This is a genomic window from Paenibacillus sp. FSL H8-0315 (assembly GCF_038005365.1).
In the GTDB taxonomy this organism is placed as follows: domain Bacteria; phylum Bacillota; class Bacilli; order Paenibacillales; family Paenibacillaceae; genus Paenibacillus_AQ; species Paenibacillus_AQ odorifer.
Genome location: NZ_JBBOTA010000001.1, coordinates 5,353,279 through 5,379,918, shown reverse-complemented (window position 1 = coordinate 5,379,918; position 26,640 = coordinate 5,353,279). Strand labels below are relative to the sequence as shown.

The 26,640-nt window shown below is 43.3% G+C and carries 28 protein-coding genes; 8 read left to right on the top strand and 20 right to left on the bottom strand.

Going from position 1 to position 26,640, the window contains the following annotated elements; genetic code table 11:
• Positions 1-30: 30 nt before the first annotated feature.
• On the top strand, positions 31-1,230 hold the full coding sequence (locus tag MHB56_RS23240; protein ID WP_076104606.1) for an MFS transporter: 1,200 nt from the start codon (positions 31-33) through the stop codon (positions 1,228-1,230).
• 311 nt (positions 1,231-1,541) lie between these two features.
• Here MHB56_RS23240 and MHB56_RS23235 read toward each other — a convergent pair whose 3' ends face one another.
• Positions 1,542-2,294, bottom strand: a complete 753-nt coding sequence (locus tag MHB56_RS23235) for an HAD-IIB family hydrolase (protein ID WP_280752689.1) — start codon at positions 2,292-2,294, stop codon at positions 1,542-1,544.
• Positions 2,295-2,374: 80 nt separating this feature from the next.
• Between MHB56_RS23235 and MHB56_RS23230 the strand changes: the two genes are divergently transcribed.
• Positions 2,375-3,064, top strand: coding sequence for a Crp/Fnr family transcriptional regulator (locus MHB56_RS23230; protein WP_280752688.1), 690 nt, complete (start codon positions 2,375-2,377; stop codon positions 3,062-3,064).
• Between the two features lie 16 nt (positions 3,065-3,080).
• On the opposite strand, the gene MHB56_RS23225 is transcribed toward MHB56_RS23230, so the two are convergent.
• Positions 3,081-3,419, bottom strand: a complete 339-nt coding sequence (locus MHB56_RS23225; RefSeq protein WP_280752687.1) for a hypothetical protein — start codon at positions 3,417-3,419, stop codon at positions 3,081-3,083.
• Positions 3,420-3,637: 218 nt separating this feature from the next.
• Between MHB56_RS23225 and MHB56_RS23220 the strand changes: the two genes are divergently transcribed.
• On the top strand, positions 3,638-3,973 hold the full coding sequence (locus tag MHB56_RS23220; protein WP_076124810.1) for a potassium channel family protein: 336 nt from the start codon (positions 3,638-3,640) through the stop codon (positions 3,971-3,973).
• Here the strand turns inward: MHB56_RS23220 and MHB56_RS23215 are convergent.
• From MHB56_RS23215 to MHB56_RS23150, 14 genes are all read right to left on the bottom strand, one after another.
• Entirely contained in the window at positions 3,970-4,206 is a 237-nt protein-coding gene (locus tag MHB56_RS23215) for a hypothetical protein (RefSeq protein WP_341144053.1), read from the bottom strand. The two genes, MHB56_RS23220 and MHB56_RS23215, sit on opposite strands and share 4 nt — an antisense overlap.
• Before the next feature lie 92 nt (positions 4,207-4,298).
• Complete coding sequence (locus tag MHB56_RS23210) at positions 4,299-4,868, bottom strand: manganese catalase family protein (RefSeq protein ID WP_036684067.1); 570 nt, start codon at positions 4,866-4,868, stop codon at positions 4,299-4,301.
• A gap of 50 nt (positions 4,869-4,918) precedes the next feature.
• Positions 4,919-5,185 (bottom strand): spore coat protein CotJB, encoded by a 267-nt coding sequence (locus tag MHB56_RS23205; RefSeq protein WP_036684069.1) that lies wholly within the window; start codon positions 5,183-5,185, stop codon positions 4,919-4,921.
• Between the two features lie 3 nt (positions 5,186-5,188).
• Complete coding sequence (locus MHB56_RS23200) at positions 5,189-5,407, bottom strand: spore coat associated protein CotJA (protein WP_036684070.1); 219 nt, start codon at positions 5,405-5,407, stop codon at positions 5,189-5,191.
• Positions 5,408-5,615: 208 nt separating this feature from the next.
• Complete coding sequence (locus MHB56_RS23195) at positions 5,616-6,641, bottom strand: AI-2E family transporter (RefSeq protein WP_076187099.1); 1,026 nt, start codon at positions 6,639-6,641, stop codon at positions 5,616-5,618.
• Between the two features lie 47 nt (positions 6,642-6,688).
• Entirely contained in the window at positions 6,689-7,183 is a 495-nt protein-coding gene (locus tag MHB56_RS23190; protein WP_076100017.1) for a DedA family protein, read from the bottom strand.
• 7 nt (positions 7,184-7,190) lie between these two features.
• Positions 7,191-7,715, bottom strand: coding sequence for a CDP-diacylglycerol--serine O-phosphatidyltransferase (gene pssA, locus MHB56_RS23185; protein WP_076301334.1), 525 nt, complete (start codon positions 7,713-7,715; stop codon positions 7,191-7,193).
• A 42-nt stretch (positions 7,716-7,757) separates the two neighbouring features.
• On the bottom strand, positions 7,758-9,512 hold the full coding sequence (locus MHB56_RS23180) for a sensor histidine kinase (RefSeq protein ID WP_341144052.1): 1,755 nt from the start codon (positions 9,510-9,512) through the stop codon (positions 7,758-7,760).
• Entirely contained in the window at positions 9,509-10,189 is a 681-nt protein-coding gene (locus tag MHB56_RS23175; protein ID WP_076191082.1) for a response regulator transcription factor, read from the bottom strand. The genes MHB56_RS23180 and MHB56_RS23175 overlap by 4 nt, the downstream gene beginning before the upstream one ends.
• Positions 10,190-10,353: 164 nt before the next feature.
• Positions 10,354-11,712: a hemolysin family protein gene (locus tag MHB56_RS23170; RefSeq protein WP_076187132.1), complete on the bottom strand. Its 1,359-nt coding sequence runs from the start codon at positions 11,710-11,712 to the stop codon at positions 10,354-10,356.
• A gap of 20 nt (positions 11,713-11,732) precedes the next feature.
• Positions 11,733-12,869, bottom strand: a complete 1,137-nt coding sequence (gene yfkAB / locus MHB56_RS23165; RefSeq protein ID WP_036684078.1) for a radical SAM/CxCxxxxC motif protein YfkAB — start codon at positions 12,867-12,869, stop codon at positions 11,733-11,735.
• 221 nt (positions 12,870-13,090) lie between these two features.
• Positions 13,091-14,203, bottom strand: coding sequence for an HD-GYP domain-containing protein (locus MHB56_RS23160; RefSeq protein WP_076187093.1), 1,113 nt, complete (start codon positions 14,201-14,203; stop codon positions 13,091-13,093).
• Positions 14,204-14,347: 144 nt separating this feature from the next.
• Positions 14,348-15,175 carry an undecaprenyl-diphosphate phosphatase gene (locus MHB56_RS23155; RefSeq protein WP_076124791.1) on the bottom strand — a complete coding sequence of 276 codons (828 nt, stop codon included), beginning with the start codon at positions 15,173-15,175 and terminating at the stop codon, positions 14,348-14,350.
• 73 nt (positions 15,176-15,248) lie between these two features.
• Positions 15,249-16,688: a bifunctional metallophosphatase/5'-nucleotidase gene (locus tag MHB56_RS23150; RefSeq protein ID WP_339172671.1), complete on the bottom strand. Its 1,440-nt coding sequence runs from the start codon at positions 16,686-16,688 to the stop codon at positions 15,249-15,251.
• A gap of 137 nt (positions 16,689-16,825) precedes the next feature.
• Between MHB56_RS23150 and MHB56_RS23145 the strand changes: the two genes are divergently transcribed.
• The 3 genes from MHB56_RS23145 (at position 16,826) to MHB56_RS23135 (ending at position 19,495) form a co-directional block, all read left to right on the top strand.
• On the top strand, positions 16,826-17,539 hold the full coding sequence (locus MHB56_RS23145; RefSeq protein WP_076281049.1) for a molybdenum cofactor biosynthesis protein: 714 nt from the start codon (positions 16,826-16,828) through the stop codon (positions 17,537-17,539).
• A 77-nt stretch (positions 17,540-17,616) separates the two neighbouring features.
• Positions 17,617-18,657: an HD-GYP domain-containing protein gene (locus tag MHB56_RS23140; protein ID WP_076219643.1), complete on the top strand. Its 1,041-nt coding sequence runs from the start codon at positions 17,617-17,619 to the stop codon at positions 18,655-18,657.
• 589 nt (positions 18,658-19,246) lie between these two features.
• Entirely contained in the window at positions 19,247-19,495 is a 249-nt protein-coding gene (locus MHB56_RS23135; RefSeq protein WP_076124783.1) for a DUF7667 family protein, read from the top strand.
• 13 nt (positions 19,496-19,508) lie between these two features.
• On the opposite strand, the gene MHB56_RS23130 is transcribed toward MHB56_RS23135, so the two are convergent.
• The 3 genes from MHB56_RS23130 to MHB56_RS23120 all read right to left on the bottom strand — a co-directional run bounded on the left by MHB56_RS23130 (position 19,509) and on the right by MHB56_RS23120 (position 23,537).
• Positions 19,509-19,808, bottom strand: a complete 300-nt coding sequence (locus tag MHB56_RS23130; RefSeq protein ID WP_341144051.1) for a hypothetical protein — start codon at positions 19,806-19,808, stop codon at positions 19,509-19,511.
• 103 nt (positions 19,809-19,911) lie between these two features.
• Positions 19,912-21,750, bottom strand: a complete 1,839-nt coding sequence (locus MHB56_RS23125) for an ABC transporter ATP-binding protein (protein WP_248547955.1) — start codon at positions 21,748-21,750, stop codon at positions 19,912-19,914.
• A gap of 26 nt (positions 21,751-21,776) precedes the next feature.
• Positions 21,777-23,537 carry an ABC transporter ATP-binding protein gene (locus MHB56_RS23120; protein WP_036684103.1) on the bottom strand — a complete coding sequence of 587 codons (1,761 nt, stop codon included), beginning with the start codon at positions 23,535-23,537 and terminating at the stop codon, positions 21,777-21,779.
• A 452-nt stretch (positions 23,538-23,989) separates the two neighbouring features.
• Between MHB56_RS23120 and MHB56_RS23115 the strand changes: the two genes are divergently transcribed.
• Together MHB56_RS23115 and MHB56_RS23110 are read left to right on the top strand one after the other, a co-directional pair.
• Positions 23,990-24,535, top strand: coding sequence for a hypothetical protein (locus MHB56_RS23115; RefSeq protein ID WP_076277536.1), 546 nt, complete (start codon positions 23,990-23,992; stop codon positions 24,533-24,535).
• A gap of 99 nt (positions 24,536-24,634) precedes the next feature.
• Positions 24,635-25,075, top strand: coding sequence for a hypothetical protein (locus MHB56_RS23110; RefSeq protein ID WP_076124776.1), 441 nt, complete (start codon positions 24,635-24,637; stop codon positions 25,073-25,075).
• A 145-nt stretch (positions 25,076-25,220) separates the two neighbouring features.
• On the opposite strand, the gene sufB is transcribed toward MHB56_RS23110, so the two are convergent.
• A complete protein-coding gene (gene sufB, locus MHB56_RS23105; RefSeq protein ID WP_036684335.1) occupies positions 25,221-26,618 on the bottom strand; it encodes a Fe-S cluster assembly protein SufB in 1,398 nt (465 codons plus the stop codon).
• Positions 26,619-26,640 lie beyond the last annotated feature (22 nt).

The following is a 26,640-nucleotide window of genomic DNA, read 5'->3' as shown; positions in this document are numbered from 1 at the left end:
CGCTTCGGGGGATTTAACAAGATTTACGCCATGCAATTGGCAACCATCTTTTTAGGATTTATAGTGTTTGGCATATCGGAAAATATTAAAGGACCTGCCATTCCGCGAATCCAATTCGACTTTAATCTGGACGAGAAACAGCTCGGCACCCTTTTATCCCTAAATGCATTAGGTTATTTGATCGCCTGCTCCTTTACAGCTGTATTGGTTCGGAAGTGGGGGATCAAGGCTGTCAGTATCATTGCTTTTGCATCCATGATATTCTCAGGAGTGTTAATCTATATCTCCCACAGCTATCCCTTCTTCTCAGCTTCTTATTTCCTGATGTACATCGGAAACGGAATGCTGGAGATTGGTCTTGCCATTTTGGGAGCACGCATCTTCGTAAAAAATACCGGGACGATGATGAACTTATCCCATTTTTTCTACGGATTTAGTTCAACCTTAGCTCCACTGCTGGCAACAGGACTCATGTCGGTAAGTATATTTGGCCATCCACTCGACTGGCGCGGAATGTATCTGATTATGCTAAGCTTATCTTTACTGCCTATTCTATCTGCCTTGCGCAGTACATTTCCGGGTGATGATCTTCCGCAAGAGGACCGGATCCCTTTAAAAACGTTGGTCCGCGATCCCGCTTTATGGCTGATGGTGCTTATTCTTTCTTTCGGTGTAGTGTCAGAGCTTGCAGTAGGTGGATGGCTAGTGAATTTTTTGGAAAAAGCATACTTGTGGGATACAGTTACAGCTTCTGGTATGTTGTCCACCTTTTTTCTCTGCTTCTCGCTAGCAAGGCTCTTGCTGGGGCCGGTTACAGATAAGATTGGTTTCAATCTATCGCTTATCATCTTTTCAGCCTTCTCTGCCTTATGTACGTTTGCTGCTATTTTGGGTGGGGAACAGCTCGCGTTTCTATTCGCAGCAGCAGGCATAGGTATCGCTATGATTTATCCGACCGTCATGGCGTTTATCGCAAAAAGGTATCCGCATGGCAGTGACACTGCCATCACCTTTACAGTTACACTAATGGGAGTCGGTAGCGTGATTGGCAACTATGCCATAGGTGCAGTAATCGAAGGTGTAAAGAGGCTTTACGGAGCAGAAACACAAACTGGCTTGCTACGTGGTCTTCAAGCTGGGTATGGTTTTATCGGTTTGTGTGCAGCTATATGCGCGATATCCGGTTGTGTTTTATATCGTTATTTAAATCGCCGCCAAGAACTTATCTAGAATAGTTATCGCACTTATTTCTGCTCATCCATGCAAAAAACCTGCTGATTTTTTGGCAGGTTTTTTGTTGCAAATAGCGACCAACCTCCTACCATCGGACTCAAATGTCCTTATTGGCTTCGAAATAGACAGAAATGAGGTTATTCGGACCCCAGAGTCGTTATTGAGTTGTTTGTGTGCAAAAACCGCTGTCTTCTGACTAGATAACGCCTCCTGAGTCCGAACACTCCGCCTAATGAAGCTAAATCCTGAAATAGCGACTATACAGTCCGCAACAATGACCTCTGAGCTGGTGATCACCATCCCAACAATTATCGCAGACCTCCCACCAGCTCCATTATTTTTCTAACAATCTGCTCTTCACCACTACTAACCTTTTCCGTTGCAACTTCTCCCAAAGATATATGATCGCCAACACAAACCGAATGTGCGGAATGTCTAAACATTTCTATATCATTAGCATCGTTACCAAATGCAATAAATTGCTGCGGTTCTATGCCTAACCTCTTTAGTCCTGTCCATTTGTTCACACCTTGTGGACTTATATCCATAATATCTTCTTGTCCATGCTGGTAGATCACAATCGGCAGATTTTGCAGCTTATGTATAAGTTGTTCCCCGTTCAGACTGCTCAAAATAACTACCTTCACAATCTCATCCAGCTCCGACGGAGTTACATTTTTGGCGCGTTGTTCTGGATCTACATTTCTCCGGATGGGATGGTCTGCAGAACCCGAATATGCATAGTCCCAGTGACTATCAATCAAATAAGTTGCATCAAATTCTTCAATCAAATTCAGGAGGTTGTCCGCAGTCTGTGGGTCAAAATGTATCGTCGAAATAACCTCCCCACCCTTTGCAATAAACGCGCCATTCCCACCAACCATAGAAAAATGATGCATATGAGCAGGCAACACAGGCAATAAATCACGAATAGGCCGGGCTGACGCAAAAATAACCTCATGTCCTTTTTCAATTAGAGAATCCAAGGCTTGTACAATAAATCCACTCAAAGGTTTGCCGCTAAAACAAATCGTCCCATCTAAATCAAAAATAAATTTCACAGTTAATAACCTCCCCTTTTTCTCTATATTAACGAGTTCAGATATAATGGAAAGGACCGATGTCCAAAAAGGAGTAAACGATGAAATCTATTCACGATCCAAATCTGATATCACATTACATTACACAATTTAATCTAGACCAAGTATTCACAACGTCAACACATGCTTTAATCCAGTTACTTGTCTATGAGCAGAATGAAATCATTTTGCGTGAGGGGGATGAGCTGGACGGATTTTATTTTCAAGTGGAGGGGCGTACCAAGGTTTCTTCTAGTGTGGGGACGGGAAAATCCTTGTTATTACGTTTCTGCTCACCCTTGTCATTATTCGGGGACATTGAATACGTGCAGGAAGTTGTGATCCAATCCCAAGTTGAAGCGGTACAACAAACCAGCCTCTTATTTATCCCGAAACAAGAGGTTGAGTCTGACCTAATGGATAACCACAGGTTTAAAGACTTGTTGCTGAAACATCTCTCCTACAAGCTTCTAACCTGCACATCCGCATCCCGAACGAACTTGCTGGGTTCTGTAGAAGAAAGGTTTGCAAGTTATTTATTGACCATTCAACTCCAACGTGAGTTTGCAAAAGAAATTCAGACACCCTATATCCCAGATATAGCCTCTTTGATTGGGACTACTCCCCGCCATTTAAACCGTGTCATTCAGCGGCTCACCGACATGGAAATTTTATATAAAGTTAAGCAAGAAATTGTTGTACTCGACTGGGAGCGTCTGGATGAATTATCTAACGGAATAAGATTTGAATAGCCTAAAAACCCCTCATTTAATTGAGGATAAAATGATCGATGTCATCATAACGGATATCGATCTTTTCTCCGTTTCTTTTGATAAGATTTATATACAGAGGAGCTGCATCAACACTTCCGCCACCCACCAGCACATGGTAGTTTTCATTAATTTCATATTTACGGATGTACAAGCCTGAACCGACATCTTCAAAGGGATAACCTTCAAAATCCTTCCACGACAACGCCTCGCCTTGCTGAGCTAGATCTCGTATTTCATCCATGGATAATATCGCAGCTTTTTTATCATTACATGCTGAAAGTATAATCGTCAAAGCAAACAATAACAGCATTATCAAGTTACGCTTACTTCTCATTCATAAACCTCCAAACTCTATAATTTGTTATTAATAGGAAAGTATAAGGTAATAATAACATAGCTTAGACTAGCTTTGAATGGAGTGTGACCAGTTTCAGCTCTGAATGTTAGAAATTTAAGTTCCCCACAGCCTCCTCAGTTTCTTCCTGCAAATCTATTTTAAATTTGACGTTAATTTGTTATGTATGCTCTAATATAAATGAAGGGTGGAGCTGCATGTTATCATTTTTACTAACTTTAAAACGTTTATTCTCGGGCTTATGGAAAGCGCTCAAACGTAAAAATTTCCAAGCATTATTCTTATTAGTTTTGATGACACTGTTGTCCGGAACCATTTTTTATGTCAAACAGGAAGGTTTGTCTGTCCTGGATGCTATTTATTTCTGCGTTGCAACGCTTAGTACATTAGGTCATCCAACATTTGTTCCCCAGACAGCACTCGGAAAAATATTTACGATCGTTTACATTATTGCAGGCACAGGGTTGTTCTTGGGAATGATCGGGTATATCGCTTATGAACTGATCAAACAAACCGATAAAGATAACAATTAAATAATAGAATCCAAACTCGTGACAGTATCAAGAGCCTTGTTAGCCGAAGCTAATGAGGCTTTTTTTTTCAAATATTCGATTATATCTGTTTCTTTTTTGCAATCACTTTCACCTTCAATCAAAGCAATGTTGATGGATTGACGTGTCTCATCTCCAATGGCTGCAAGAGCTTTACTGCTTTCACCATTACCATTGAAATGACCAAACAAGGCTTGAAAAATGGCTTTATGCATGGCAGGATTGTTGGCCGCTCCATATTTTCTAACATAAAAAGCCGTTCTCTTATAAAAGAGAACGGCTTTTTATGTTATTCTCACAGAAATCCTTAGAACACCCGCTTCTGATTCCGATCATCAATAATAATCTGCACCGCTTCCTTAAACCGTAATGCATGCACAATCTCCCGCTCCCGCAGGAACTTAAGGCTATCCTGCAGATCCACGTCATCCGTCATGTCAATCAGCCACTGATATGTAGCCCGGGCTTTTTCCTCAGCCGCAATGTCTTCATAAAGGTCTGCCAGCGGATCTCCCTTAGCTTGAATATAGGCTGCGGTGAATGGAACTCCGCTAGCATCCGTGTAGAACAGGGCATGATCATGCGCTACAAAATGTGGCCCTAATCCCGCTTCCTCTAATTCACATACCGAAGCATCCTTCGTCAGCTTGTAGATCATCGTGGCAATCATCTCAAGGTGAGCGAATTCCTCAGTAGAAATATCGTTCAACACGCCAATAACTTTATCTGGAATCGTGTATCTTTGATTCATATAGCGTAGTGCAGCGGCGAGCTCGCCATCTGCGCCTCCGTATTGCTCACTCAAATAACGCGCCATCCGGACATCACATTTACCCACCCGTACCGGATATTGCAGTTTTTTTTCGTATATCCACATTCGGGAACTTCCCTCCTCTAGAAAAATAGTTCCTTACGGTTATACTCCTCTTACACCTGCCAAGGCCAAGGGGGTTGATTCCATTCCCATGGACATTTAGAATAAGCGCGGCCAAAATTCTGCAGCGGACCATATAACTCCTGAAAATGATTCGCTAGCTTAGTTCGTTCCAGCGTAAGCTGATTAAATTGTTCAATACTTCTCAGATCGTCAGGATGCGTATTTAGATATAAGTTCAACTCCACTAAGGCAAAATCAAGGGTCTGCAACTGTTCAAGCAATTCATAATAACGTTGGTCGCAAGGATTTGCCTCCATAGTCTATTTTCCTCCTCCTTTGCACTTGGATTCATACGGACTAAATAGTGCTGGCCAGAGCGTTCCATACTTCAGAGCCTCCTGCAAACTAAACTGTGGCAAATCGGGCGGCTGAAAGGTGATAAATTGATTGGGTGGAACTACATACGTCTTGAACGGCACCGGTGGGCAAGGATCAAACGGTCCCCTAAAGGGGGTATACCTCCGCAGCTGTGATTCCATCTTTTTTGTACCTCCTTTGTTCCTGTTCCTTCTTTAAAGACTCTGAACATTACTCCCTTAGCTAACTTATGACAGCAGGACACAATATAAAACGTTATTCACAAAAAAAGCCCATTAGCAATTTTTTTTGTGCAATGTGCATGACAAATAAGCTGTCTCCGGAAAAGTACCGAAAACAGCTTATAACTTGGGTTTTTTAGTATTCAGCTTAGGGCTTCGCTCTTTTGAACGAATCTTCGTGGGTAATCTCAAGGATATCCAACATAAATACAAAGATAGGAATACCAAGAATAAGTCCCCAGACACCCATATAATGCTCAGAGAACAACAACACGCTAAAGGTGAAAAACATCGGCAAATTCATTTTTGTGGACATCAACTTAGGATTCAAGAAATAGCCTTCGATAAAATGCAACACCGCAATAATCGCCAGCACATATGTAACTGTTATCAGACCGCCGATGTTGTAACCAATTATTAAAAGCGGAATGAGCGAAATCAAAAAACCAACCAGCGGAATGAGACTGAGCAGAAAAATCAAAATCGCTAGGGCAAATAAATACGGGAAGTTAAGCAGCCACAAGCCAATAACAGTAAGACAGGTATTGAACATGGCAATGAGAATTTGCGCTTCAATTACTTTTCCAAAGGAAACGATGAATTTTCGGCTGAAATACTCCAGATCTATATAAAACCAGGCAATCCTGCTCTCTCTCATCCTAGAAGTGAAACTGACGACCCGGTTCTTCTCCAGAATAAACACAAAGCTTAAAATGGTTGATAGAACGAAAGTTGCACCCCAGTTGCTAACCTGCAGCACATAATCGATGCCTCTTTTGATATAGGACTGATAGTTAAGGTCCCTGAGCATATCATACAAATATAATGTAATCTTGTTCTGCGGAAGATCCTCTGATTTGAGATTGGTGAGGAAGATAGCTAATTGCTTAATCTGCTCCAATACTTTAGGAAGATATCTTGCAAGGGCCAGTACAATCAATGCGATTAAAGCAAGGTATAAAATGACAATAATCACCTTACTGTTAACCTTCATGAATTTACCAATTCGTTTACTGAGCACAATCTGAAAGCTGTTCATGACAAAAGCAATCAGAAACGTCAGCAGTACCAGATTAAGCATCCCTCGAACCATGTACAGCAGCAACCCGATAAGTGCGAGAATAAAAAAGCGTCTGGTAGTACTATTCGCGTAGAATCGCTTGAATACATTCATTGATCTTGCTCCATTCAATTGCGATTAATAATGTTAAGCTTCAATGGCTATAAAAAGGAAAACTTAGCCCCCACAAAAAAGCCGATGGAAACAAAAAGGAGTGACCAGGTTAGCGCTCCTGCAGTCGTTATGAGTATATACTTTTTGAAAGACATAGCACTGATTCCAGAGATATAGCTCGATACATGCCTCAGACCTGGAATAAAATAAGCAATGAAAATCGCCCAGTTTCCGAACCGCAAAAACCATCTTTTCATACTGGCAAAACGCTTGGGTGTAAGGCCAACCCACTTGCCGAATTTAGCTACCACAGGTTGTCCTAGCCTTAAACCAATGGTATAGCTGATAAGCATTCCTGTGATGGATCCCATAAAACAAACCAATACGGAAAGTGAAAAATCCAAAACCATAACGGATGATAAATAGCCTACAAACAGCATTAACACCTCATCAGGCACAGGAAGTCCGATAATCCCAAGTGCCATAAGGCCAAATATGGCTAAATATCCGTATTGTGAAATGAACTCTATAATCCAAGGCATGGGTGTATCACTTCCTGTTGAAGGATTTTTTAAGGGACGGAAATGGGATACGGCTGATCATCATTACGGACAGCAATGCCATTAATCCGATGACCAGTCCTGGTTTCATCCGTTCATCTAGTAAAGAAATCATCGAAAGAATGACTCCAGCAGCAGTAATGGGCATCCCCACGAACCCTTTGGAAGGCGCCGACAGATTAAATCTGGCCAAACGAAGTGCGCCACAGATCAAAAAGAAAACTGCAGCTGCAGGTCCAATCCAGTCGGCATCTTCTAACCTATACAACAAGATAAGGAAGGTAGGCGCTAAACCAAATGATATAATATCCGCCAATGAGTCCAATTGTTTACCGAATTCACTAGTACATTGCAATATTCTTGCCAGTAATCCATCCAGTACATCGCATATTGCCGCGAGCAATATCATTAATAAAGCTAGGCTATATCGTTCTTGAATCGTAAAATACAAGGATAGTGATCCTAGTCCCAAGTTTCCGAGTGTGCACGTTGAAGGCAACCAGTTCAATTTCATACAATTTCACCCCTTTCATAGCAGTATTTCTGTTGATTCGGTTTAACCTTCAAAGGTCACAGTAAAGCTGACACCGTTCTCCGTATTTTTCACTGTATAAAGACAAGCGTGCATATCCAGTATTCGCTTTGCAATGGAAAGCCCCAGACCCGTACCGCCTGTCATTCGACTGCGGGATGGCTCCGACCGATAGAACCGTTCCCAGATCTGCTCCAGCTGATCTTCAGGGATTGATTCTCCTATATTTTGAATAGTGAATACTATAGTCTGGGCATGACTCTCAATATTGACAGTGATAGAACTTCTTTCTTCCGCATGCCTGATAGCATTGGTCATAAAATTTAGCATAACTTGTTCGATCCAGTTCACATCCGCATAGACCGGTAATTCATTTGCAGGAATAATGATGACCTCCAAATGTTTTTCACGCAGTAAGTGGACCAGCTTGTCCGTCACCTTTTCCGTCAGTTCACTTAACATAAAGGAAGTTTTCCGAAGTTTAATCGTGCCCGACTCCAACCGCGCTAGATCTAGCATATTTTTAACAAGAAACTCCATTTTATCGGCTTCCTCAATAATCACCTTAATGTAGTGATCCTGCTTGCCGGCGCTAACGCCGTCTTCCAAACCTTCAGCAAAACCTTTGATAATACTGAGGGGTGTCTTCAATTCATGGGAGGCGTTGGCAAAAAAGTCCTGCTGCATGATCTCCATTCTTTGCTTCTGCTCCATATCCTCAACTAGCTGCTGATTGGCCTCTCTTAACTCACGTAAAGCAGAGTCCAAACTTAGTGATAAGGTGAACATGCTGTTAGAAAGGCTGCCTAGCTCATCCTTCTGCCGAATCGATGTGTCCCCTGTAAAGTCCAGAGAAACCATCCGTTTTGCTATCTTGTTTAACTTAATTAGCGGACGCGTTACCATTTTCGAGAAAAAGAGAGAAAGCACCAGAATCAGGACAAAGCCACCCATTCCCAGATATAAAAAGAACCAACGTAAGGCATCGTTCGAATCCTTAACTTCCTGTAATGAAGTGACTGTGAATAGTAATTCAATTTCTCCGTTACTTTGCTTCAGGGGCAGAATAACCACAGAATTGCGACTCCCACTCCAGGGAGCAACCCAGTCTTGCTTCTGTATTTTCAAATTTTTAAAGTCTTCTATCTGCGCTGGTGTCAAAGGAAACCATTCCTCAAGAGCCTCAAACAATATTCCCTGGCGGGGATTCCATATTTTTAAATCAGGCAGTACAACTTCTGCAACAGTACCAGATGCATGAATCGTCCCAGTCTCTCCCGTCTCCCCTATGGTTCCGCCCCCTTTTTTTGTAATGCTTATGGGGTAGAGTATAACGGGTGAAGCACTGTCTTCATCCAGAAGTTCGCCTTCCACGCTCAACTGATCATCTACTTTAATGTTTGCTGCTCTCAGTGAATCTCCGTACTGATTCATGAATAGGGATAAAGAAACAACCATACTCTTCCCGTCATCATCGATTAGCTTTATATGAAATGGATCTTCTGAATTCATCCTTCCATCCAGCTTCAAAATAACCATTTGTGTTTTATTCCGCAGCATAAACCGGACAAGCTCCTGAGAGGTTCTAGTGCTTCCCCATGGTTCGCTAATATATCTTGCCGCAAAACTCTTAAGGTGTTTCTCCACACGGTGCTCTTTTTGCTTCTGATAGAAATTGTCAAACAACAGCAATTGGCTTAGAATCACCATGCCATAGAAGCAAAGGAAAAAGATAACGGTCATCACAAACAGTTTAAAAGTAATTCCCCGTCTTCTCATGCCTCTTCCTCGAACATGTATCCTGTGCCAATTACCGTACGAATAAAACGTGATTCATAACCCAATTTACTTCGCAGCTTTTTGATATGACTGTCCACAACTCTGGAATCTCCTTCAAATTCAATTCCCCAGATCCGACTGAGGATCGTATCCCTTGAAATAACAATCCCTTTATTTCGTATTAAAAGCCATAAAAGATCATATTCCTTAGGGGTAAGCTCCACTTCCGCATCTTCTACCTCCAACCGATGAGCCAAGGGATTGAACATCGCGGAACCAAATTTTATTATGCTAGACTCAGGCTGATGGGTGCCTTCAACCCGTTTCATAAGTGCATTTGCCCGGGCTACTAGCACCTTTGGACTAAATGGTTTTGTAACATAATCATCGGCTCCTAATTCAAAACCGTAGATTTTGTCGTCATCTGTAGACTTGGCCGTTAACAAAATGATGGGTACCGCTGATTTTTCACGAACTTCACGGCACACTTCGAAGCCATTCATAGCAGGCATCATGATATCCAGAATCAGCAGATCCGGCAGCAGTGAATCAAACCAAACCAATGCATCTTTTCCATTATCCGCTTCAAGTACCTCCCAATCATTCTGTAAGAAATAATCAGATACCAGTTCACGAATACGAATTTCATCCTCAACGAGAAGAAGTTTCTTTTTCAATCTAGACCCCGCTTTCAAACAATTAATAAACATTAGCATAGACGAGCGTTATGTCCTTTATGTGTCCACAAAAAACTCCCCCTTTCATGAGCCATACAGCTCTTGCAGGAGGAGTTCATTATATCCCTGATCAACCGGAACAATACGTTATAATTTTTAATAGGTTATTCTTTATCCTCATTGGGTTCTGATGAGGTTTCTTCGTCCTCCACACGTGGTTCCCGGTGGATATTAATTCTAGTGATACGCAATCTTGTCGATTCCTCGACTTCAAAAATAACATCTTCTACTTTGACACGTTTTCCTTTGGTTGGATTACCCTCCAGCTCCTTAAACAACCAGCCGCCGATGGAATCCACCTCATCGTCTTCAATCACAACACCCGTAAGATCGTTGACATCCTCAATCAGCATCCGGCCCTCAACAGAGATGTACTCCCCGTTATGTTCCACACTTGGACGCTCATCTTCGAACTCGTCATGCAGATCGCCTACGATTTCTTCCAGAATCTCTTCTGCTGTCAGCAAACCTGCTGTGCCACCATATTCATCGACAACTAACGTCAGCTGAGCCTTATTCTTCTGCATAAAACGAAGAGTATGGCTGATTTCCATCGATTCCGGAACGTTAAGGATAGGCCGAACCAGAGTTGTAAGATCATTCTGCTGCTCCGGTGGAGCAAACAACAGGTCGGTAATATGAATAAAACCGATAATACGGTCCTTATCTTCCAGAGCAACCGGATAACGCGAATGTCTCGTTTCGGTAATAATCTTCATATTTTCTTCTAACGAAAGATTGCTGTAAAGCACATCCATATCTGTACGAGGCAGCATGACTTCACGTGCAAGCAGATCTGAGAATTCAAAGATATTATCCATTAGTTTCATTTCATCTTTGTCAATGACACCACTCTTGGCGCTCTGATTCATCAGAATACGTATTTCCTCTTCCGAGTGTGCTGCTTCACTTTCATTTGCAGGCTCCACACCGACCAACCGAAGCAACGCGTTGGCTGAAGCGTTCAGCACCCAGATAAAAGGCATGAACACATTATAGAAGAACATCAGGGGTGCAGATAACAACAGTGCCGAACCTTCTGTTCTTTGAATCGCGAGCGATTTAGGAGCAAGCTCCCCAAGTACAATATGTAAAAATGTAATGATCGAAAATCCAATAATCACAGATACGGTAGAAATCAGGGTATGATCGGTGATCCCCATCTGGTACATTAAAGGTTCGACCAACAGCTCAGAAATCGCGGGCTCTCCAACCCAACCTAAGCCCAGCGACGCAAGTGTTATCCCAAACTGAGTGGCGGATAAATAGGAATCCAGTCTCTTATTTACTTTCAGAGCATATCCAGCCATTTTATTACCTTCACTGACAAGTTGGGTCAGGCGGGACTGCCTGACCTTAACTAATGAAAATTCCGCTGCTACAAAAATACCGTTCAATAATACGAGCACCAGAACCAGCAAAAGATTAAGCAATAATCTCCCTACTTCAAATTCCGTATGCACCACTTAACAACGCCTCATTTCTACAGATTGATCGCTTTTCTAGTTTTGAAGTCAACTTCCGGATAATACATATCAGCCACTAACAGATTAGGTCCGCAGCAGCCTGCTGCATCGCAGTGGCAGTTCACCTTTTGGTTCAGCGGGTGTTTAGTCTGCCAATCGATAAATATATCATCCAGCTTTTGGTTCTCGATGTTGCCAAAGGCTGCGATATCAGCGAAATCTGTAACAAAAACATCGCCAGTAAACATGTTTACGTTCACTCGGTTCCGGCCATCCGGATCATTGCGAAGGGTAACATTCTTCTCGGCGCGCATTCTGCTTATCAGTTTCTGATCTTCTTCCAGGAAGCTGCAAGCAAAAAACGGAAGGGTCCCAAACAGCATCCAAATCTCCGGATCACGGGTATCCAGTAGTTTATGGATTGCCGTCCGCATTTCATTCAAGGACAACACTGGCAAAGCCGAAGCAAAACTGGAGTTGTACATAGGATGTACCTCATGCCGTTTGGCGCCCATATCGAGAATCAACTTATGAATTTCAGGCAGCTTAGTATGTGTACGGTAATTAATCATAGTTTCCGCAGAAATTAGCATACCATCCTCACTTAGCCGTCGAGAATTCTCAATCATTGCATTATATAACCGATATGCACTTTCTTTTGAAACTGCATGCCCGCTGTTGGCAAAACCAACTTCATGAAAATCGTCTCCGTTCACATAATTAAAAGAAATATGCATAACGTCCAAATACGGAAGCAGCTTTTCATATCGAGCATACGGCATCGTCAGATTAGAATTAATTTGCGATCTAATCCCCCGCTCTTTGGCATACTTTAAGAGCGGCACTATGATATTATCCACCGTTCCAGCCAAGAACATAGGCTCTCCGCCGGTAATACTAATCGTCTCCAGATGCTCTACTTCATCTAAACGGTCCAACATATTTTTAAGCGGCAGCATATCCCCTTCTCTAGAGGTTAAACTATCACCTACCGCACAGTGTTCACACCGCATATTACATAAATTGGTTACTGTGAATTCCACACTCGTTAGCACATGGCGTCCATGCTTACGTAAAGAAGTAATGGGATCCCACGGATCGTAGCTTGGCGACAGCTCCTTCGGTGAAGATGTTAATGGTCTTAAAACATTCATTTGTACTAGCTCCTTTAAATCTTATTCCTATTATTAACCCATAATCATGAAGATTGAACGGTGTCTTATCCTATATCATACCACGTTAGTCAGAAAAACTGCACTTCGGATGTCTTTCAGACTGTCCTTACAAGCTTTTTCACTGTAAAAAATAATAGCAGCGAGACGAAAAATAGGCTTCCGCGAGTTATGCGGACAAGCCTAATCTTCTCTCTTCGCTGCTATGATAAATATTTTGGCGTTCCCACAGAATCGCCTTGATCTGCGACGTCAACGATAACAACGGAGAGGGCTTTTCCTAGATCCCTTTCGAACGGTACGACTTTCTCTCCTTCAGGCCCTGTAAGCACACGTACAATCGGTCTGTGAGGCGTACTTGGGTCTATTTTGACAACAACTCCACTTTCACCCGTACTGAGCTTTACCGTAAGACCAAGAGGATAGATAGCCACACGATCTCTAAATAACTCTAGCTGCTTCTGCTCATACAATGTACCAGAACCTACATAAAGCGCCTCAACGGCTTGATGTGGCAGCATAGCCTTTTTGTAGACCCGGTTGGAGGTCATGGCATCGTAGGAATCAGCCACGCCCAACCATTTGGCATATTCATGAATTTGAGGTCCTTTTAATCCCCGCGGATATCCGGATCCGTCAATGCGTTCATGATGCTGAAGCGCACAATGAGCCGCGAGCAGCGGGATATTCGGTTCTTCCTTGAGAATCTGATACCCGATCTCGGTGTGTGCCTGCATATGGCGAAATTCATCTTCACTGAGCTTACCGGGTTTTTGAATGATTTTTATCGGGACTTGGGTCTTGCCAATATCATGCAGCAGCGCACCCAGACCAATCACTCGAAGCTCCTCTTTGCTGTACCCATGCGCAATGCCAAGCACCAAAGTGTACAAGCAGACATTCAGGGAATGGACGTACAAGTAGTTATCAGCGGTGTGCATATCAAGCAGCATGATCATCGGATCTTCTTGTAAAGACAAATCATCCAGGATGCTATCCATGATCTTTGAGAATTTTTTATCCAGATGGTAGAATCCCTTGCTTATTCCTGAAGCGCCTGTCATTTGCTGAAACTGATTACGAATCACCTTCAGTGCCTGATTACGTGTCTCATCTTGAAGCATACCTATAATCTCAACATCGTCCGTGACAGAGTCCTCTATGTAAATATAACCGATGTCAATTCTTGAAAGCCTCTTGATCAATGCATCAGTAAGCTCCACCCCATCCGCGAGGAGAGTTAGACCTTCATCATTATATATTTTTTTACCTAATTTCATGCCTGCTTGAAGCTGATTCACGGATACTAAACGCACTTAGCTCACTCCTGCCTTTAACGGTAAAATGCTATTCTGTTTTGAAATCCTTGGGTCACACGCTTTGTCTATACCGTTTATGTAGAGATCAGACAGGTGCACCATGAAGAACATCGGGTGTGTCTAGGTCTTTGCCTATGGGCATTAACGCATAATAAACAACCAGAATATAGCAGCAAGAATAAATCTGTAGATCGCGAAATGCGTCAATCTAATCTTTTGAATCAATTTCATAAACAAAATAACCACTACATAAGCCACTACAAAAGAAATCAGAAATCCAATTACAAAATAGCCAATCGTCTCACTAGTGAAGTTCTTATAAGAATCCAACATTTCATATCCGGAAGCCGCACACATAATAGGAATGGCTATAAGGAAGGAGAAATCCGCAGACGCTTTATAACTAACCCCACTTAACATCCCTCCGGAGATCGTAGATCCCGAACGGGAAAATCCTGGCCACAGCACTGAAATAATCTGATACATCCCGATAGCCAGCGCCTGTCCGTAAGAAAGATCGTCCAGCTCATGCGCTGTAATTCTAATTTTGCGTCTGTTTACCCATTCTGCGATAATCATTAGAATCCCGCCGGCGACAAGCGCCCAAAGAACAGTCGTGGCTCCAAAGAGACTTTTTATAAAATCGCGGGCAAAAAATGCCACAGCTAGTGCTGGGGCAATCCCAAGTATTACATGGATTAAGTTCAAACGAGACGCCGGCATCACACCGCCTCTTCCTGAGTTCTTACGCCCAATGCCCAGCAAATTAAGCACACGCTCGCGGTAAACAAGCGCAATCGCCAATATTGCCCCTAGCTGAATAACGATTTCATAAGTCTTCATAATCGAATCCTGCTCATCAAAGCCCAGAAGCTTCGAGGTCAAGATCATGTGTCCTGTAGAAGAAACAGGAATAAATTCAGTGATCCCTTCGACAATTGCTAAAATAATAGCTGTAATCGTGTCCATAATCTCCTCCTATTTTTCGGGAATCTAGCACTGTTTAAATGGAATCAAAAAGTATATCTTGTGAGCTGCAGGTTTACTCAGACTTGATCTCCCACCGAGTGAGCATACATTCATCAAGACTGTCCGGACGCTGCAATTCCATCCCAAGCAGGTCGCGTAAAAAATGAGGCAGCAAAAATACAGGATCCTTCCCATTGGCGATCGTCTCATAGCCTGCACGGAAAGTAAACATGTCCAGCGTACCAACATTATACTCTTTATCATCCTCCAGCGGGTTTCCTTCGACAAAAACTGCAATATTGTTATCATACGGTATCTTCTGCGGATCGTACAAGATTTTTATCCCATCTACTGCTAAGCTGCCCAGATAATTCCCGCGAAAGCCATATCCAAAAATCACCTTATTATAAAATTCTTCAGTAAGACTCTGCTCCAAAGCTATGCGAATATCTAGGCCTTTCAGCTTGATTACGCAGGTGTTAATGGGAGAAGGACATAGGGCGTGCAGCATTCCCGCTGTAACCTCCCCTTCAGGCAAAGGTCCTAGAAGCTGACCTGTGTTAACTATCGACAAACTAGTGCCTGTAAATCTACGTACAGCTTGGGCTAAAAGATTGCCAAAAGGGGATTCTCCCTGCAAATTCAAAGGAAGCTCACGATCTGTGATCGCAACGGTCTGCTGAAGAGCCTCACGACCACGCTCCAAATGAATAGTAGCGGCAGGACCTACAATCTCTTCCTTCAGTCCTGGGTCAATCGGAATACATTCACCCGCCACCAGGCTAAATCCAGGTTGTCCCTCTCTCCGCTCAAATTGAAGCCGCCCGAGGTAACGCCCGAATTTCCCGGCTCCACATACAGCTGTTCCGTTAATCATGAGCGGTTCTTCCAGCATATGATGTGTATGTCCACCTAGAATAGCATGCACACCTTCCAGCCGCTCTGCCAGAATTCGATCTGCGGGAAGCCCCAAATGAGAAAGGATGATTAGAATGTCCACCTGAGGAGCTAGAAGAAGGCATTGTTCCCGAAGGGTTGTCTCGGGATCCAGAGCATCCCAGCCCAGCAAGGAATAAAACGAAGTAAATGCCGCTGTCGCTCCAGTCACTCCTATTCTGATTCCGTCCTTCTCCAAGATGGCATGACGCTTCATCCAGTGGGGAGGTTCCCCTGTTGCAGTCTCCACAAAATTACAGCATACCACTGGACACTGTAACCCGGAGAAAATAGAGGATAACATCTCCTGTGAGAATGTTAACCCCTCATTATTACCGATGGTTACAGCATCATATCCTGTTAAGTTAAGTACATCGATGTTAGCCTGACCCATAGTTCCTTCTGTCTCGACGGCTGCACGATCCATATGATCGCCAATATCCAGCAGCAGCACAGGCTCTTCTCCCGCTGCAGCTCTTTGTCTCTCGATTTCTGCTGCCAATGGACTCACCATTTCGAAATGGCTATGTATATCATTGGTATGAAGTATGGTCAGTCTTTGCGGCACATGCCCCATTAGCAACATTCCTCCTACCTGTTGAGCCGCTCTTTAATGAAGCAGCCGATGCATGATCTTATAGAGCCTAGCATAACATTTTCAGGCTCATTATGGTATATTGTAGACATTACAACATATTTCAGAGGTGAATAAGTATGCATATCACAATCCGCCTGTTCGCGGGTTTGGCTGAGATTATCGGTTCATCTTCTCTGACCTTTCATGCGACGGAGAATCCCTTAACCGCTGGGAAGTTAAAAGAACTCCTTTCAACCTCTTATCCGGATGCAGCATCCCTAATTGGAACTTCTTTGGTCGCTATTGACCGGGAATATGCACCTGATGAAGCCCTCATCACCGAGTCTGCCGAAGTTGCATTAATCCCTCCCGTTTCCGGGGGAGAGAATGGTTCTTTATATGAGAGCACTCCTGACGGCCTCTATAGCATAACGGATCTGCCATTAAATGCTGAGAAGCTTCTGGATGCCGTCCTCGATGCCAATCATGGAGCATCCCTATTATTTGTAGGAACTACACGCGAAATGACCGGAGAACAACGCACAACAGCATTAGACTATGAAGCCTATATTCCTATGGCCTTAAATAAGCTGAAAGAAATTGGTGACGAGGTACAGAATCGCTGGAATGCACGCTGCGCGATTTCCCACCGCATTGGGCTTGTTGGTCTTAAGGAAGCAAGCGTTATCATTGCTGTCTCTACCCCTCATCGCGATACCTGTTACGAGGCTAGTCGTCTGGCCATTGAACTGCTGAAACAGACCGTCCCTATCTGGAAAAAAGACATCAATGAATCAGGCCAGCACTGGGTAGGCTCTGAACAAAAGGCTGCCGATTCCCTCCACAATTAATCTTCACTCCTTTTTCATTGAAAAATCTGCACTTTGTTGATATTCTGGATAAAATCGGATAAAAGGTGGCATAGGCATTGAGAGTACACGTCTCGGATCTAAAACCTGGTAATCACCTCAACTCAGACGCTTATAGTTCAAGAGGTCTGCATGTATTACCAAAGGGATCGCTGCTCCAGATAGATGATATCGCCAAGCTGATGCAGCATGGAGTTGATTATGTTGATATCCAGACGTTAGTGGAAGAACCTGCCCCATTAAGCAGACCTTCAATTATTCAGACGGTGACCACTAGTTTTGATACCATGATTGACGGCTTTGAGAATCTTTATATGGAAGCACTATTAAAAGGAAGCTTTAACCAATCCGTGGTTAACGACATTCTTCAGCCTTCACTTCAATCGTTGGACAAGCAAAAGGATGTAGTCTCCCTGCTGCTTCTGCTCGATCGCGAAGATAATTATACCTACAACCACTCTTTGCAGGTAGGTATGCTCTCTTATTATATTGCAATCTGGCTTGGGTATTCCAAACAAGAATGCTATGAGATTGGACGAGCTGGATATTTAATTGATATTGGAAAATGTAGAATCTCACCTGCTCTATTAAATAAACCTGGGAAATTAACCGCGGAAGAATTCGAAGAAGTTAAACTACATACTAAGTACGGCTACGAAATTATCCGCAATTCGATGGATGACTCACATACAGCTTTGGCAGCCCTACAGCATCATGAACGTGAGGACGGCTCTGGCTATCCTAATAAGCTAACCAAATCCGAGATTCATCCTTATGCGCAAATTGCTGCTGTAGCTGACATCTATAGTGCGATGACTTCCAAACGCGTCTATCAGTCCAAGCAAGAGCTTATTTCTGTCCTACGTGAACTAAATGACCTCAGCTTTGGTAAGCTGAACGGCAGAACGGTTCAAGCCTTTATACAACATTTAATGCCCAACTTTATCGGCAAGCGTGTGTTACTGAACACGGGTGATACAGGTGTGATTATCATGAACAATCCAGTTGATATTTTCCGTCCGCTGGTAAAGATCGATGGATTATTTGTCGATCTAGCCCGCGAACGTAACGTTACGATTGTGGAAATCTACATGGACTAGGGCGTTTCTTGAGGTCCTGCGTTGCTTAGCAGAAGGTTCAGAGCTGCTGTTTGTACACTAAATCCCCCGGTTTAACTATGGGGGATTTTCTAGTTGTATTTTGTGCAACAGAATCCACATCTAACGAGCTGAATTGTGATTTAGTTGTACTTTGTGCAACTAAATCCACGTCTAGCGAGCCGATTTCTGATTTTGTTGTATTTTGTGCAACAAAATCCACGTCTTGCGAGCTGAATTGTGATTTAGTTGTACTTTGTGCAATTAGAATTAAGGAAAATGCTCTTTATAAGCACATTTCTCGAAAATAGCTGCACAAAGTGCAATTAACAGTATTTTTATAACGAGAATGATGGTTTCTATTGTACAAACTGCAACTAAAGATTGGTTTCCAGATTACTCCTAAACATTCCTCGATTTTCACCTCTCTCACCTCTCTCACCTCTATTGTTTCCTTCTGACTTCGAAGATAGTTCCTCCTACCCTCAACATAGTAAGGCCCCTCAATTTAATTATCTGACGTAACGTTTGAATTCCTCTTCTAATGGCGAGACTAATATGTGGTTTTAAATTGCTATAGGAGGAAAAAAGCATGCTTCCTGTCCATGAACGCCTTGCCGAGTTGTTCACCCTGAGCCGTAGACGGCAGCTTACTGCTGCTGAGGAAACGGAGCAACAGCAGTGCCTGCAAATTAACGCTACCTACTGCTATGAGATGGCCCGATTGCAAAATGAAATCCTATTAGCGGAACAGACAGCTGATCTACAATGGCATCAAGATATTTGTGCACAAATGTTTGAGCTGCGTGTGACGGGCAGGGTATCCAAACGCCCCAAGTAACTGAATAGAAATATTACCCTGCTATATTATTTTCTGCCGTCCTGCTGTTCTGCCGTTCTGCCGTTCTTCCGTGCTTCCGTGCTTCCGTGCTTCCGTTCTGCTGTTCTTCCATTCTGCTGTTCTTCCATTCTGCTGTTCTTCCGTTCTGCCGTTCTGCCGTTCTTCCGTTCTTCCGTTCTTCCGTGCTTCCGTTCTTCCATTCTTCCGTTCTTCCGTTCTTCCGTTCTTCCGTTCTTCCGTTCTTCCGTTCTTCCGTTCTTCGGTTGCCTTGTCCCGTAATACCTCTGCCATATTCCACTCTACTCTGATCCACCAAGCCCCGACCACCTTAATCACTATATCCCTATAAAAAACAGCCCACCCCGCAGTTGCCTAAGCAACGGGAATGAGCTGTTGTTCTATTCCGTTCTGTCGGTCTATAGGAAGCGGAATTGCGCTTCGATCAGACCGTTGTATACCCCATCACGGGATGTCAACTCATGATGGTTTCCTTCTTCTTTAATCTCTCCGTGATCGAGGACGACTATTTTATCCGCATGACGGATGGTAGAGAGTCTGTGCGCTACGATAAAGGAGGTTCGGCCTTGAAGCAGGATTTTGAGTGCCTCCTGGATCTTCAGCTCCGTCTCCGTATCAATGCTGGCAGTTGCCTCATCCAGGATTAGTATCCGCGGATTTGCCAAAAGCGCCCGGGCGAAGGAGAGCAGCTGACGTTGTCCCATCGACAATGCGCTGCCGCGCTCTTCCACCTCAGTCTCATACCCTCCGGGCAGCTTCATGATAAAGTCATGGGCATCCACGGCTTTTGCGGCATTTTCCACTTCTTCATCTGTAGCCTCCAGACGGCCAAAACGGATATTATCCCGAATCGTTCCCGAGAAAATAAAGGTATCTTGCAGCACGATTCCGATCTGCCTTCGCAGGCTGTCTAACGTAACCCCGCGGATATCTTCACTGTCTATCGTGATTCGGCCGCTCTTAATATCATAGAACCGGCCAATCAGGTTAATGATCGTACTTTTACCAGAACCTGTATGACCTACGAGCGCGATCGACTGTCCTGCTTTTACATCCAGATCAATACCTTTTAGTGCAGCCCGGCCTTTTTCATATTCAAAAATGACCTTTTCAAAGTTAATATCCCCACGAATCGTTCCCATTGGCTTAGCACCAGGATTATCTTGCACCGCCGGTTGCTCATCCAAATATTCAAAGATCCGTTCCGAGGAAGCCATTGCCACAAGCAGCTGATTGTACATCTGCCCAAGGCGATTAATCGGGTCCCAGAAGTTGCTGACATAAGAACTGAATGCTACCAGCATACCTACTGTGAGTTCTCCAGATTGGATCAGATAAGCCCCCAGCCAAAAGAGGATCATTGTTCCAAAACCACCTGTGACCTCAATAATCGGACCGAACGCCTGGTTCATCGCAGAGGCTTTGTTCCAGGATTTTTTGCTGTCGGTATTCATAACATCGAAATAATTCATATTTTCTTGTTCTTGGGTGTAGGCTTGTGTGACTCTGATTCCCTGAATCGATTCATTTAAATGAGAATTAATTCTGGAGTTCTTCATCCGCACATCCTGCCAAGCGATCCGAATCTTTTGGCGCAGCTTAGTTGAAACAAAGAACATAATCGGAACCGTAACCATTACTGCAAGACCTAGCTTCCAGTTAATCACTAGCAGAATAATGGTAATCCCCATAAGCTGCACGCAGTCAATCATCAGATTGACAACCCCGTTTGTGAACAGATCCTGCAGAGAGTTGATATCATTGGTTACCCGTACTAATACCGAGCCTGCCGGACGTTTATCAAAGAAGTTAAAGGAGAGCTTCTGAATATGCTTGAACAAATCTGAGCGCAAATCATAAATCACTCTTTGGCCTATGATGTTCGTATATTTAATCCGGTACACTCCCGCAATCCATTGAATCAGATATAAGACGATTACCCCTGCTGTAAGCGAATAAAGCAGTGATAAGCTGGGATTCCCCACCTTTGGCGCAATCGCACGGTCAATCGCTAAACTTGTTAGGAACGGGACGGTCAACTTCGTGATGGTTCCCAGAATCATCATGATGGACACCAATGGAAGCATCTGCTTTGCATAAGGCTTCATGTACCCGAACAGTCTGGTGAATTGCTTCCAGTCAAAAGCCTTATCGATGACATCATCATCTTTATATACAAAACGTTCATCCAGTTCTTGCTGCTCGGCTGCTTTATTTTTTGCTCCCGTAGCGGTCATTGGTTTGGCTTCAAGTTTCATATGCCTCACTCCTCCCCTCTTCCGGTCGCTCTGGCCAGATAATCAGCATACTGTATCCGGTATACATCCTGATAAGGACCCGGCACTTCAATTAGCTCTTTATGGGTACCACGCTGCTGCACATGACCTTCGTTCATGACGATAATCTGATCCGCATGGCGCAAGGAGGAGATCCGATGGGCAATAATAAGTGTAGTGCGCCCCTTCATGACCTCTTGGAATCCGGCTTGAATCTCGTGCTCCGTCTCCATATCGACAGCGCTGGTCGCATCATCGAGGATAAGAATCCGCGGATTCTTAAGCAGGGCTCTAGCGATGGCAATCCGTTGCTTTTGTCCACCGGAAAGACCCATTCCGCGCTCACCCACCACAGTGTCATAACCGTCTTCCATCTCCATGATGAAATCATGGGCTTTGGCAAGTTGTGCAGCTCGGATAATTTCTTCCATGCTTACATTCTTCAACCCATAGGAGATGTTGTTGCGAATTGAGGAGGAGAACAGGAAGGTCTCCTGAAAGACCGTCGCGATCTGTGAACGCAAGCTGCGAACATTGTATTCTCTGATGTCCATCCCATCCAGTGTGATGCTGCCTTCATTAACGTCATAAGCACGCATCATCAGCTGTGTAATGGTCGATTTACCAGAGCCCGTACCTCCAAGGAACCCTATAACCGCACCAGATTTGGCCTCAAAATCAATGTCTGTAACCGCAGGCATTTTGTTCCCATAAGCAAATGTGACGTGATTAAACGCTACATCTCCTTTAACCTCAGAAGGTACCAGTTCACGGGCGTTCTCTTTATCCTTCACATCAATATTCTGATTAAGTACTTCCAATACACGTTCTCCCGATGCTTTGGACTGTGTATAGTTATTAATATGGAATCCAAGACCCCAAATCGGACCAATGATGTACCAAATTAAGCTGAAAAAAGCAACCAGTTCGCCTAGTGACATTTTCCCCTTAATAACTAACGTTCCACCTACTCCAAGCAGAATAGCTGCACTGATCGATGCTAAAAACTCCATCGCCGGAAAAAACTTACTCCATAGCTCAGCGGCAAAAATTTGGTTATTCTTATAACGTTCGTTGCGGTGTGAGAATTTCTCTACTTCATGAGCCTCTCTCGCAAATGATTTGACGGTGCGCACACCCGTGATATTCTCCTGTACAGCCGTTGTCAGAGAACTGAGTGCAAGACGCATCTCTTGAAAGGCCGGGTGAATCTTAGACTCGAATTTTAGCGCAATAAACGCCAGGATGGGCATCGTAATCAGAGTTACTAGAGTAAGCTGCCAATTGAGTGAGAACATCATAATCGAACCAAAAATGACCATAAAAAAGACATTCAGCAGCTGAGCAAAACCGAAACCGATAAAGTTACGAATCGCTTCCAAATCTCCGGTTAGCCGGGACATCAAATCTCCCGTTTTCGCGGTATCATAATAACGGAAAGATAGGAATTGTAGCTTCTCATAACAAGCATTACGCAGCCGGTATGCAAGAAAGTTACCTAGCCGTCCTCCAAAAAATCCATGTGCAAACTGCAGGCATGCTTTTACTATTACTACAGCTAACACGCTCAATGCGAGCACTGGCACCTCTGTAAACTTAAGTGGCACAATAACATCATCGATCAGCTTTCTTAACAAATTGGGGGTAATCAGCCCCACTGCAGTTGCAGCGGCCAAACATATAATCGAAAGAATCAGAAAATGCAGCTTCTCCCGATAATAACCGCGCAGTTGCCTGAGAACATCCATATCTCTCCTCCTTAAGGCTTACTTAGTAAGCAATTTTTTGTATAAAGCAAATGTTACATCGTAAGCTAGCTTTTTTTAGCGCTTACAATTTAGTGACTTTAAGCAGTGTATCATCCATAATTTAATGCGGCAAAGGGGAGAATTGCGCGTTTTTGCGGTTATTTCGGAAAAAAGCAGCATCTACATGATATAAAGGACCCTCGTTATCTTAAAATGCTCGTGTTTCCTCCTTAATCCTGATGAATTAAGAATCTACATGATTATTGTAATCATCGTGTAATATTAGGAGGACCTTTATTCGGTTTTTTGCATAATTATTGGAATTTATTCCGGGATACGAAGAGTTCACTTTTTCGCCGTCTTAAATTTGCTTCAGATGTAAAACTTTTACCACAATTTACCGTAATATAGTAATACAACACTTTTTACTTATATTATGGAGGGGAACTATATTGAAAAAGCAGCTTGTTTTATCTTGTATTATCGCCATTATCCTTCTTTCAGGGTGTAGCAATACAAATAACAATAACCCTACGGACGCAAACACAGCGATCAACGAATCTAAAAACTTGTTTAATTTCGGGGAAATCTCCTCAAAAACTGATACAGCACCCTCACCTGAAAAAATGCTAAGAGAAATAAGCAATTTTGTTATTGCTGACATTTGGAATGTTGGGTTTGTAGATGTTATCTCATACACTAGAAGTGGTACAAGCAGTACAGGAGCGAGCATGGACATTGACTTTACGATCGAACAGCTTGGCAAAGCCATGGAAGAGAAAAAAGAATACGATACATATATGAACGAGTTAGATATTAAGTATGATTCTATAAAAAAAATATGGGCCAAGCTTTCCCCAGAAATTGATCTTTTATATAAACAGATCCAGGAGACACCTCCAAAAGCAAACGATAACAGCTTAAAACTTGATGCAGGTAAATTTAATCAATATTCAGAGGCTTTTAGTAAAGAAGTGAATGATCTGGCAAAACAGTAGCCTTTACTATATATATAAAAAAACCGCCAATGATTTGGCGCCATTCTATTCTTTCTCTCATAAAATGTAAAATCAACAATGAGAGGTTAGGTGAATTGGATGAGTATACAGTTTCTTGATATGCGGATTTCACAGGACAGTACTATGGATTCACAAAGTCTTAATTTAGTTCGTTCAAGTGCAATTTTCGGTGATATTGGACTTCAGACAGTAAATGTTACCCCTGCCAATGCAGGTTTAGTGAGAGTCACATTGAATGCTTTTGCCAGACTTAGTGTTGATGTCAGCATTATAGTTCAGAATGATGTTACTTTTAGTATTTACCGCAATAATATATTAATTTTTAGTACAACCTACCCCGGAAACATTAATAATACAACGACCCAATATGAAATGGTTGGAATAACCGCTGTCGACTATCCGCCTTCGACCGATGTGCTTACCGGCCAGATCCAATACACCATTGTAGCATCAGCAATTAGAACGGCATCTCTGGGAGCCAGATCCTTCAGTGGAATTGCCGTTGCCGGAAATGGATAATTAAAAATATTAAAGGTGTGTCCCCGGAGCATTCGGGGATTTTTTCAATTGTGCCAATAAAAAAGCATCCGTAGAAAAATATCTACGGATGCTTTGAAGAAATATAAGCGTTGGGAGGACAAGCCTCCATTCATAAGCGCTCTTATTAACCGATTGAACCTTCCATTTCGAACTTGATCAGACGGTTCATTTCGACCGCATATTCCATCGGCAGTTCTTTTGTGAACGGCTCGATGAAGCCCATGATGATCATTTGAGTCGCTTCTGCTTCTGTGAGGCCACGGCTCATCAGGTAGAACAGTTGCTCCTCAGAAACTTTAGACACGGTTGCTTCATGCTCAAGAACGATGTTATCGTTCATGATTTCATTGTAAGGAATAGTATCCGAAGTGGACTCATTATCCAAAATCAGCGTATCACATTTAATGTTCGATTTCGCACCTTCTGCTTGACGGCCGAAGGAAGCTAGACCACGGTAAGTTACTTTACCGCCATGTTTACTGATGGATTTCGATACAATGGTGGATGTTGTATCTGGAGCCAAATGGATCATCTTGGCACCCGCATCCTGATGCTGGTCTTTACCTGCTACCGCGATGGATAGTACTGAACCTTTAGCACCACGGCCTTTAAGAACAACCGCAGGATATTTCATGGTCAGCTTGGAACCGATGTTACCATCGACCCATTCCATGGTAGCATTCTCTTCTGCAACCGCACGTTTCGTAACGAGGTTGTAGATGTTTGGAGCCCAGTTCTGGATTGTGGTATAACGAACGCGGGCGTTCTTCATACACAAGATTTCAACAACCGCACTGTGCAGAGAGTTCGTGCTATAGATTGGAGCAGTACATCCTTCTACGTAGTGCACGAAGCTGTCTTCATCAGCAAGGATCAAAGTACGTTCGAATTGTCCCATGTTCTCGGAGTTAATACGGAAGTAAGCCTGCAAAGGAACTTCACATTTCACACCTTTAGGAACATAGATGAAGCTGCCGCCTGACCAAACTGCACTGTTAAGTGCGGCAAATTTATTATCGGTTGGAGGGATGATCGTCCCGAAATATTTTTTCAGAAGCTCTGGGTGCTCACGCAATGCAGTGTCGGTATCTGTAAAAATAACCCCTTGATCTTCAAGGCTCTTCTGCATGCTGTGATAGACTACCTCAGATTCATATTGTGCCGAAACGCCGGCGAGGAACTTCTGTTCCGCTTCCGGAATCCCCAGCTTATCAAAGGTTTCTTTGATTTCGGAAGGAACTTCTTCCCAAGTCTTCCCTTGCTTCTCTGAAGGTCTTACATAGTATTGAATATCCTCGAAGTCCAAATCATCCATATTGCCGCCCCATGTTGGCATTGGCATTTTACGGAACTGCTCCAAAGATTTCAAGCGGAAGTCAAGCATCCACTGTGGTTCATTTTTGATTGCTGAAATTTCTTTAACAATTTCGGCCGTCAAACCTTTACCAGACTGGAATATCGATTTATGCTCATCACGGAACCCGTACTGGTATTCTTCCATATCAGGCGCTTTCTTAGCCATGGTGTCAGCCTCCTTGTTCTAC

Coding starts and splice junctions, on each gene's coding strand:
- MHB56_RS23240 (WP_076104606.1), top strand. CDS start 31: ATGCAATTGGCAACCATCTTTTTAGGATTTATAGTGTTTGGCATATCG.
- MHB56_RS23230 (WP_280752688.1), top strand. CDS start 2,375: ATGAAATCTATTCACGATCCAAATCTGATATCACATTACATTACACAA.
- MHB56_RS23225 (WP_280752687.1), bottom strand. CDS start 3,419: ATGAGAAGTAAGCGTAACTTGATAATGCTGTTATTGTTTGCTTTGACG.
- MHB56_RS23220 (WP_076124810.1), top strand. CDS start 3,638: ATGTTATCATTTTTACTAACTTTAAAACGTTTATTCTCGGGCTTATGG.
- MHB56_RS23215 (WP_341144053.1), bottom strand. CDS start 4,206: ATGCATAAAGCCATTTTTCAAGCCTTGTTTGGTCATTTCAATGGTAAT.
- MHB56_RS23210 (WP_036684067.1), bottom strand. CDS start 4,868: ATGTGGATATACGAAAAAAAACTGCAATATCCGGTACGGGTGGGTAAA.
- MHB56_RS23205 (WP_036684069.1), bottom strand. CDS start 5,185: ATGGAGGCAAATCCTTGCGACCAACGTTATTATGAATTGCTTGAACAG.
- MHB56_RS23200 (WP_036684070.1), bottom strand. CDS start 5,407: ATGGAATCACAGCTGCGGAGGTATACCCCCTTTAGGGGACCGTTTGAT.
- MHB56_RS23195 (WP_076187099.1), bottom strand. CDS start 6,641: ATGAATGTATTCAAGCGATTCTACGCGAATAGTACTACCAGACGCTTT.
- MHB56_RS23190 (WP_076100017.1), bottom strand. CDS start 7,183: ATGCCTTGGATTATAGAGTTCATTTCACAATACGGATATTTAGCCATA.
- pssA (WP_076301334.1), bottom strand. CDS start 7,715: ATGAAATTGAACTGGTTGCCTTCAACGTGCACACTCGGAAACTTGGGA.
- MHB56_RS23180 (WP_341144052.1), bottom strand. CDS start 9,512: ATGAGAAGACGGGGAATTACTTTTAAACTGTTTGTGATGACCGTTATC.
- yfkAB (WP_036684078.1), bottom strand. CDS start 12,869: ATGAATGTTTTAAGACCATTAACATCTTCACCGAAGGAGCTGTCGCCA.
- MHB56_RS23155 (WP_076124791.1), bottom strand. CDS start 15,175: ATGGACACGATTACAGCTATTATTTTAGCAATTGTCGAAGGGATCACT.
- MHB56_RS23150 (WP_339172671.1), bottom strand. CDS start 16,688: ATGGGGCATGTGCCGCAAAGACTGACCATACTTCATACCAATGATATA.
- MHB56_RS23145 (WP_076281049.1), top strand. CDS start 16,826: ATGCATATCACAATCCGCCTGTTCGCGGGTTTGGCTGAGATTATCGGT.
- MHB56_RS23135 (WP_076124783.1), top strand. CDS start 19,247: ATGCTTCCTGTCCATGAACGCCTTGCCGAGTTGTTCACCCTGAGCCGT.
- MHB56_RS23125 (WP_248547955.1), bottom strand. CDS start 21,750: ATGACCGCTACGGGAGCAAAAAATAAAGCAGCCGAGCAGCAAGAACTG.
- MHB56_RS23120 (WP_036684103.1), bottom strand. CDS start 23,537: ATGGATGTTCTCAGGCAACTGCGCGGTTATTATCGGGAGAAGCTGCAT.
- MHB56_RS23110 (WP_076124776.1), top strand. CDS start 24,635: ATGAGTATACAGTTTCTTGATATGCGGATTTCACAGGACAGTACTATG.
- sufB (WP_036684335.1), bottom strand. CDS start 26,618: ATGGCTAAGAAAGCGCCTGATATGGAAGAATACCAGTACGGGTTCCGT.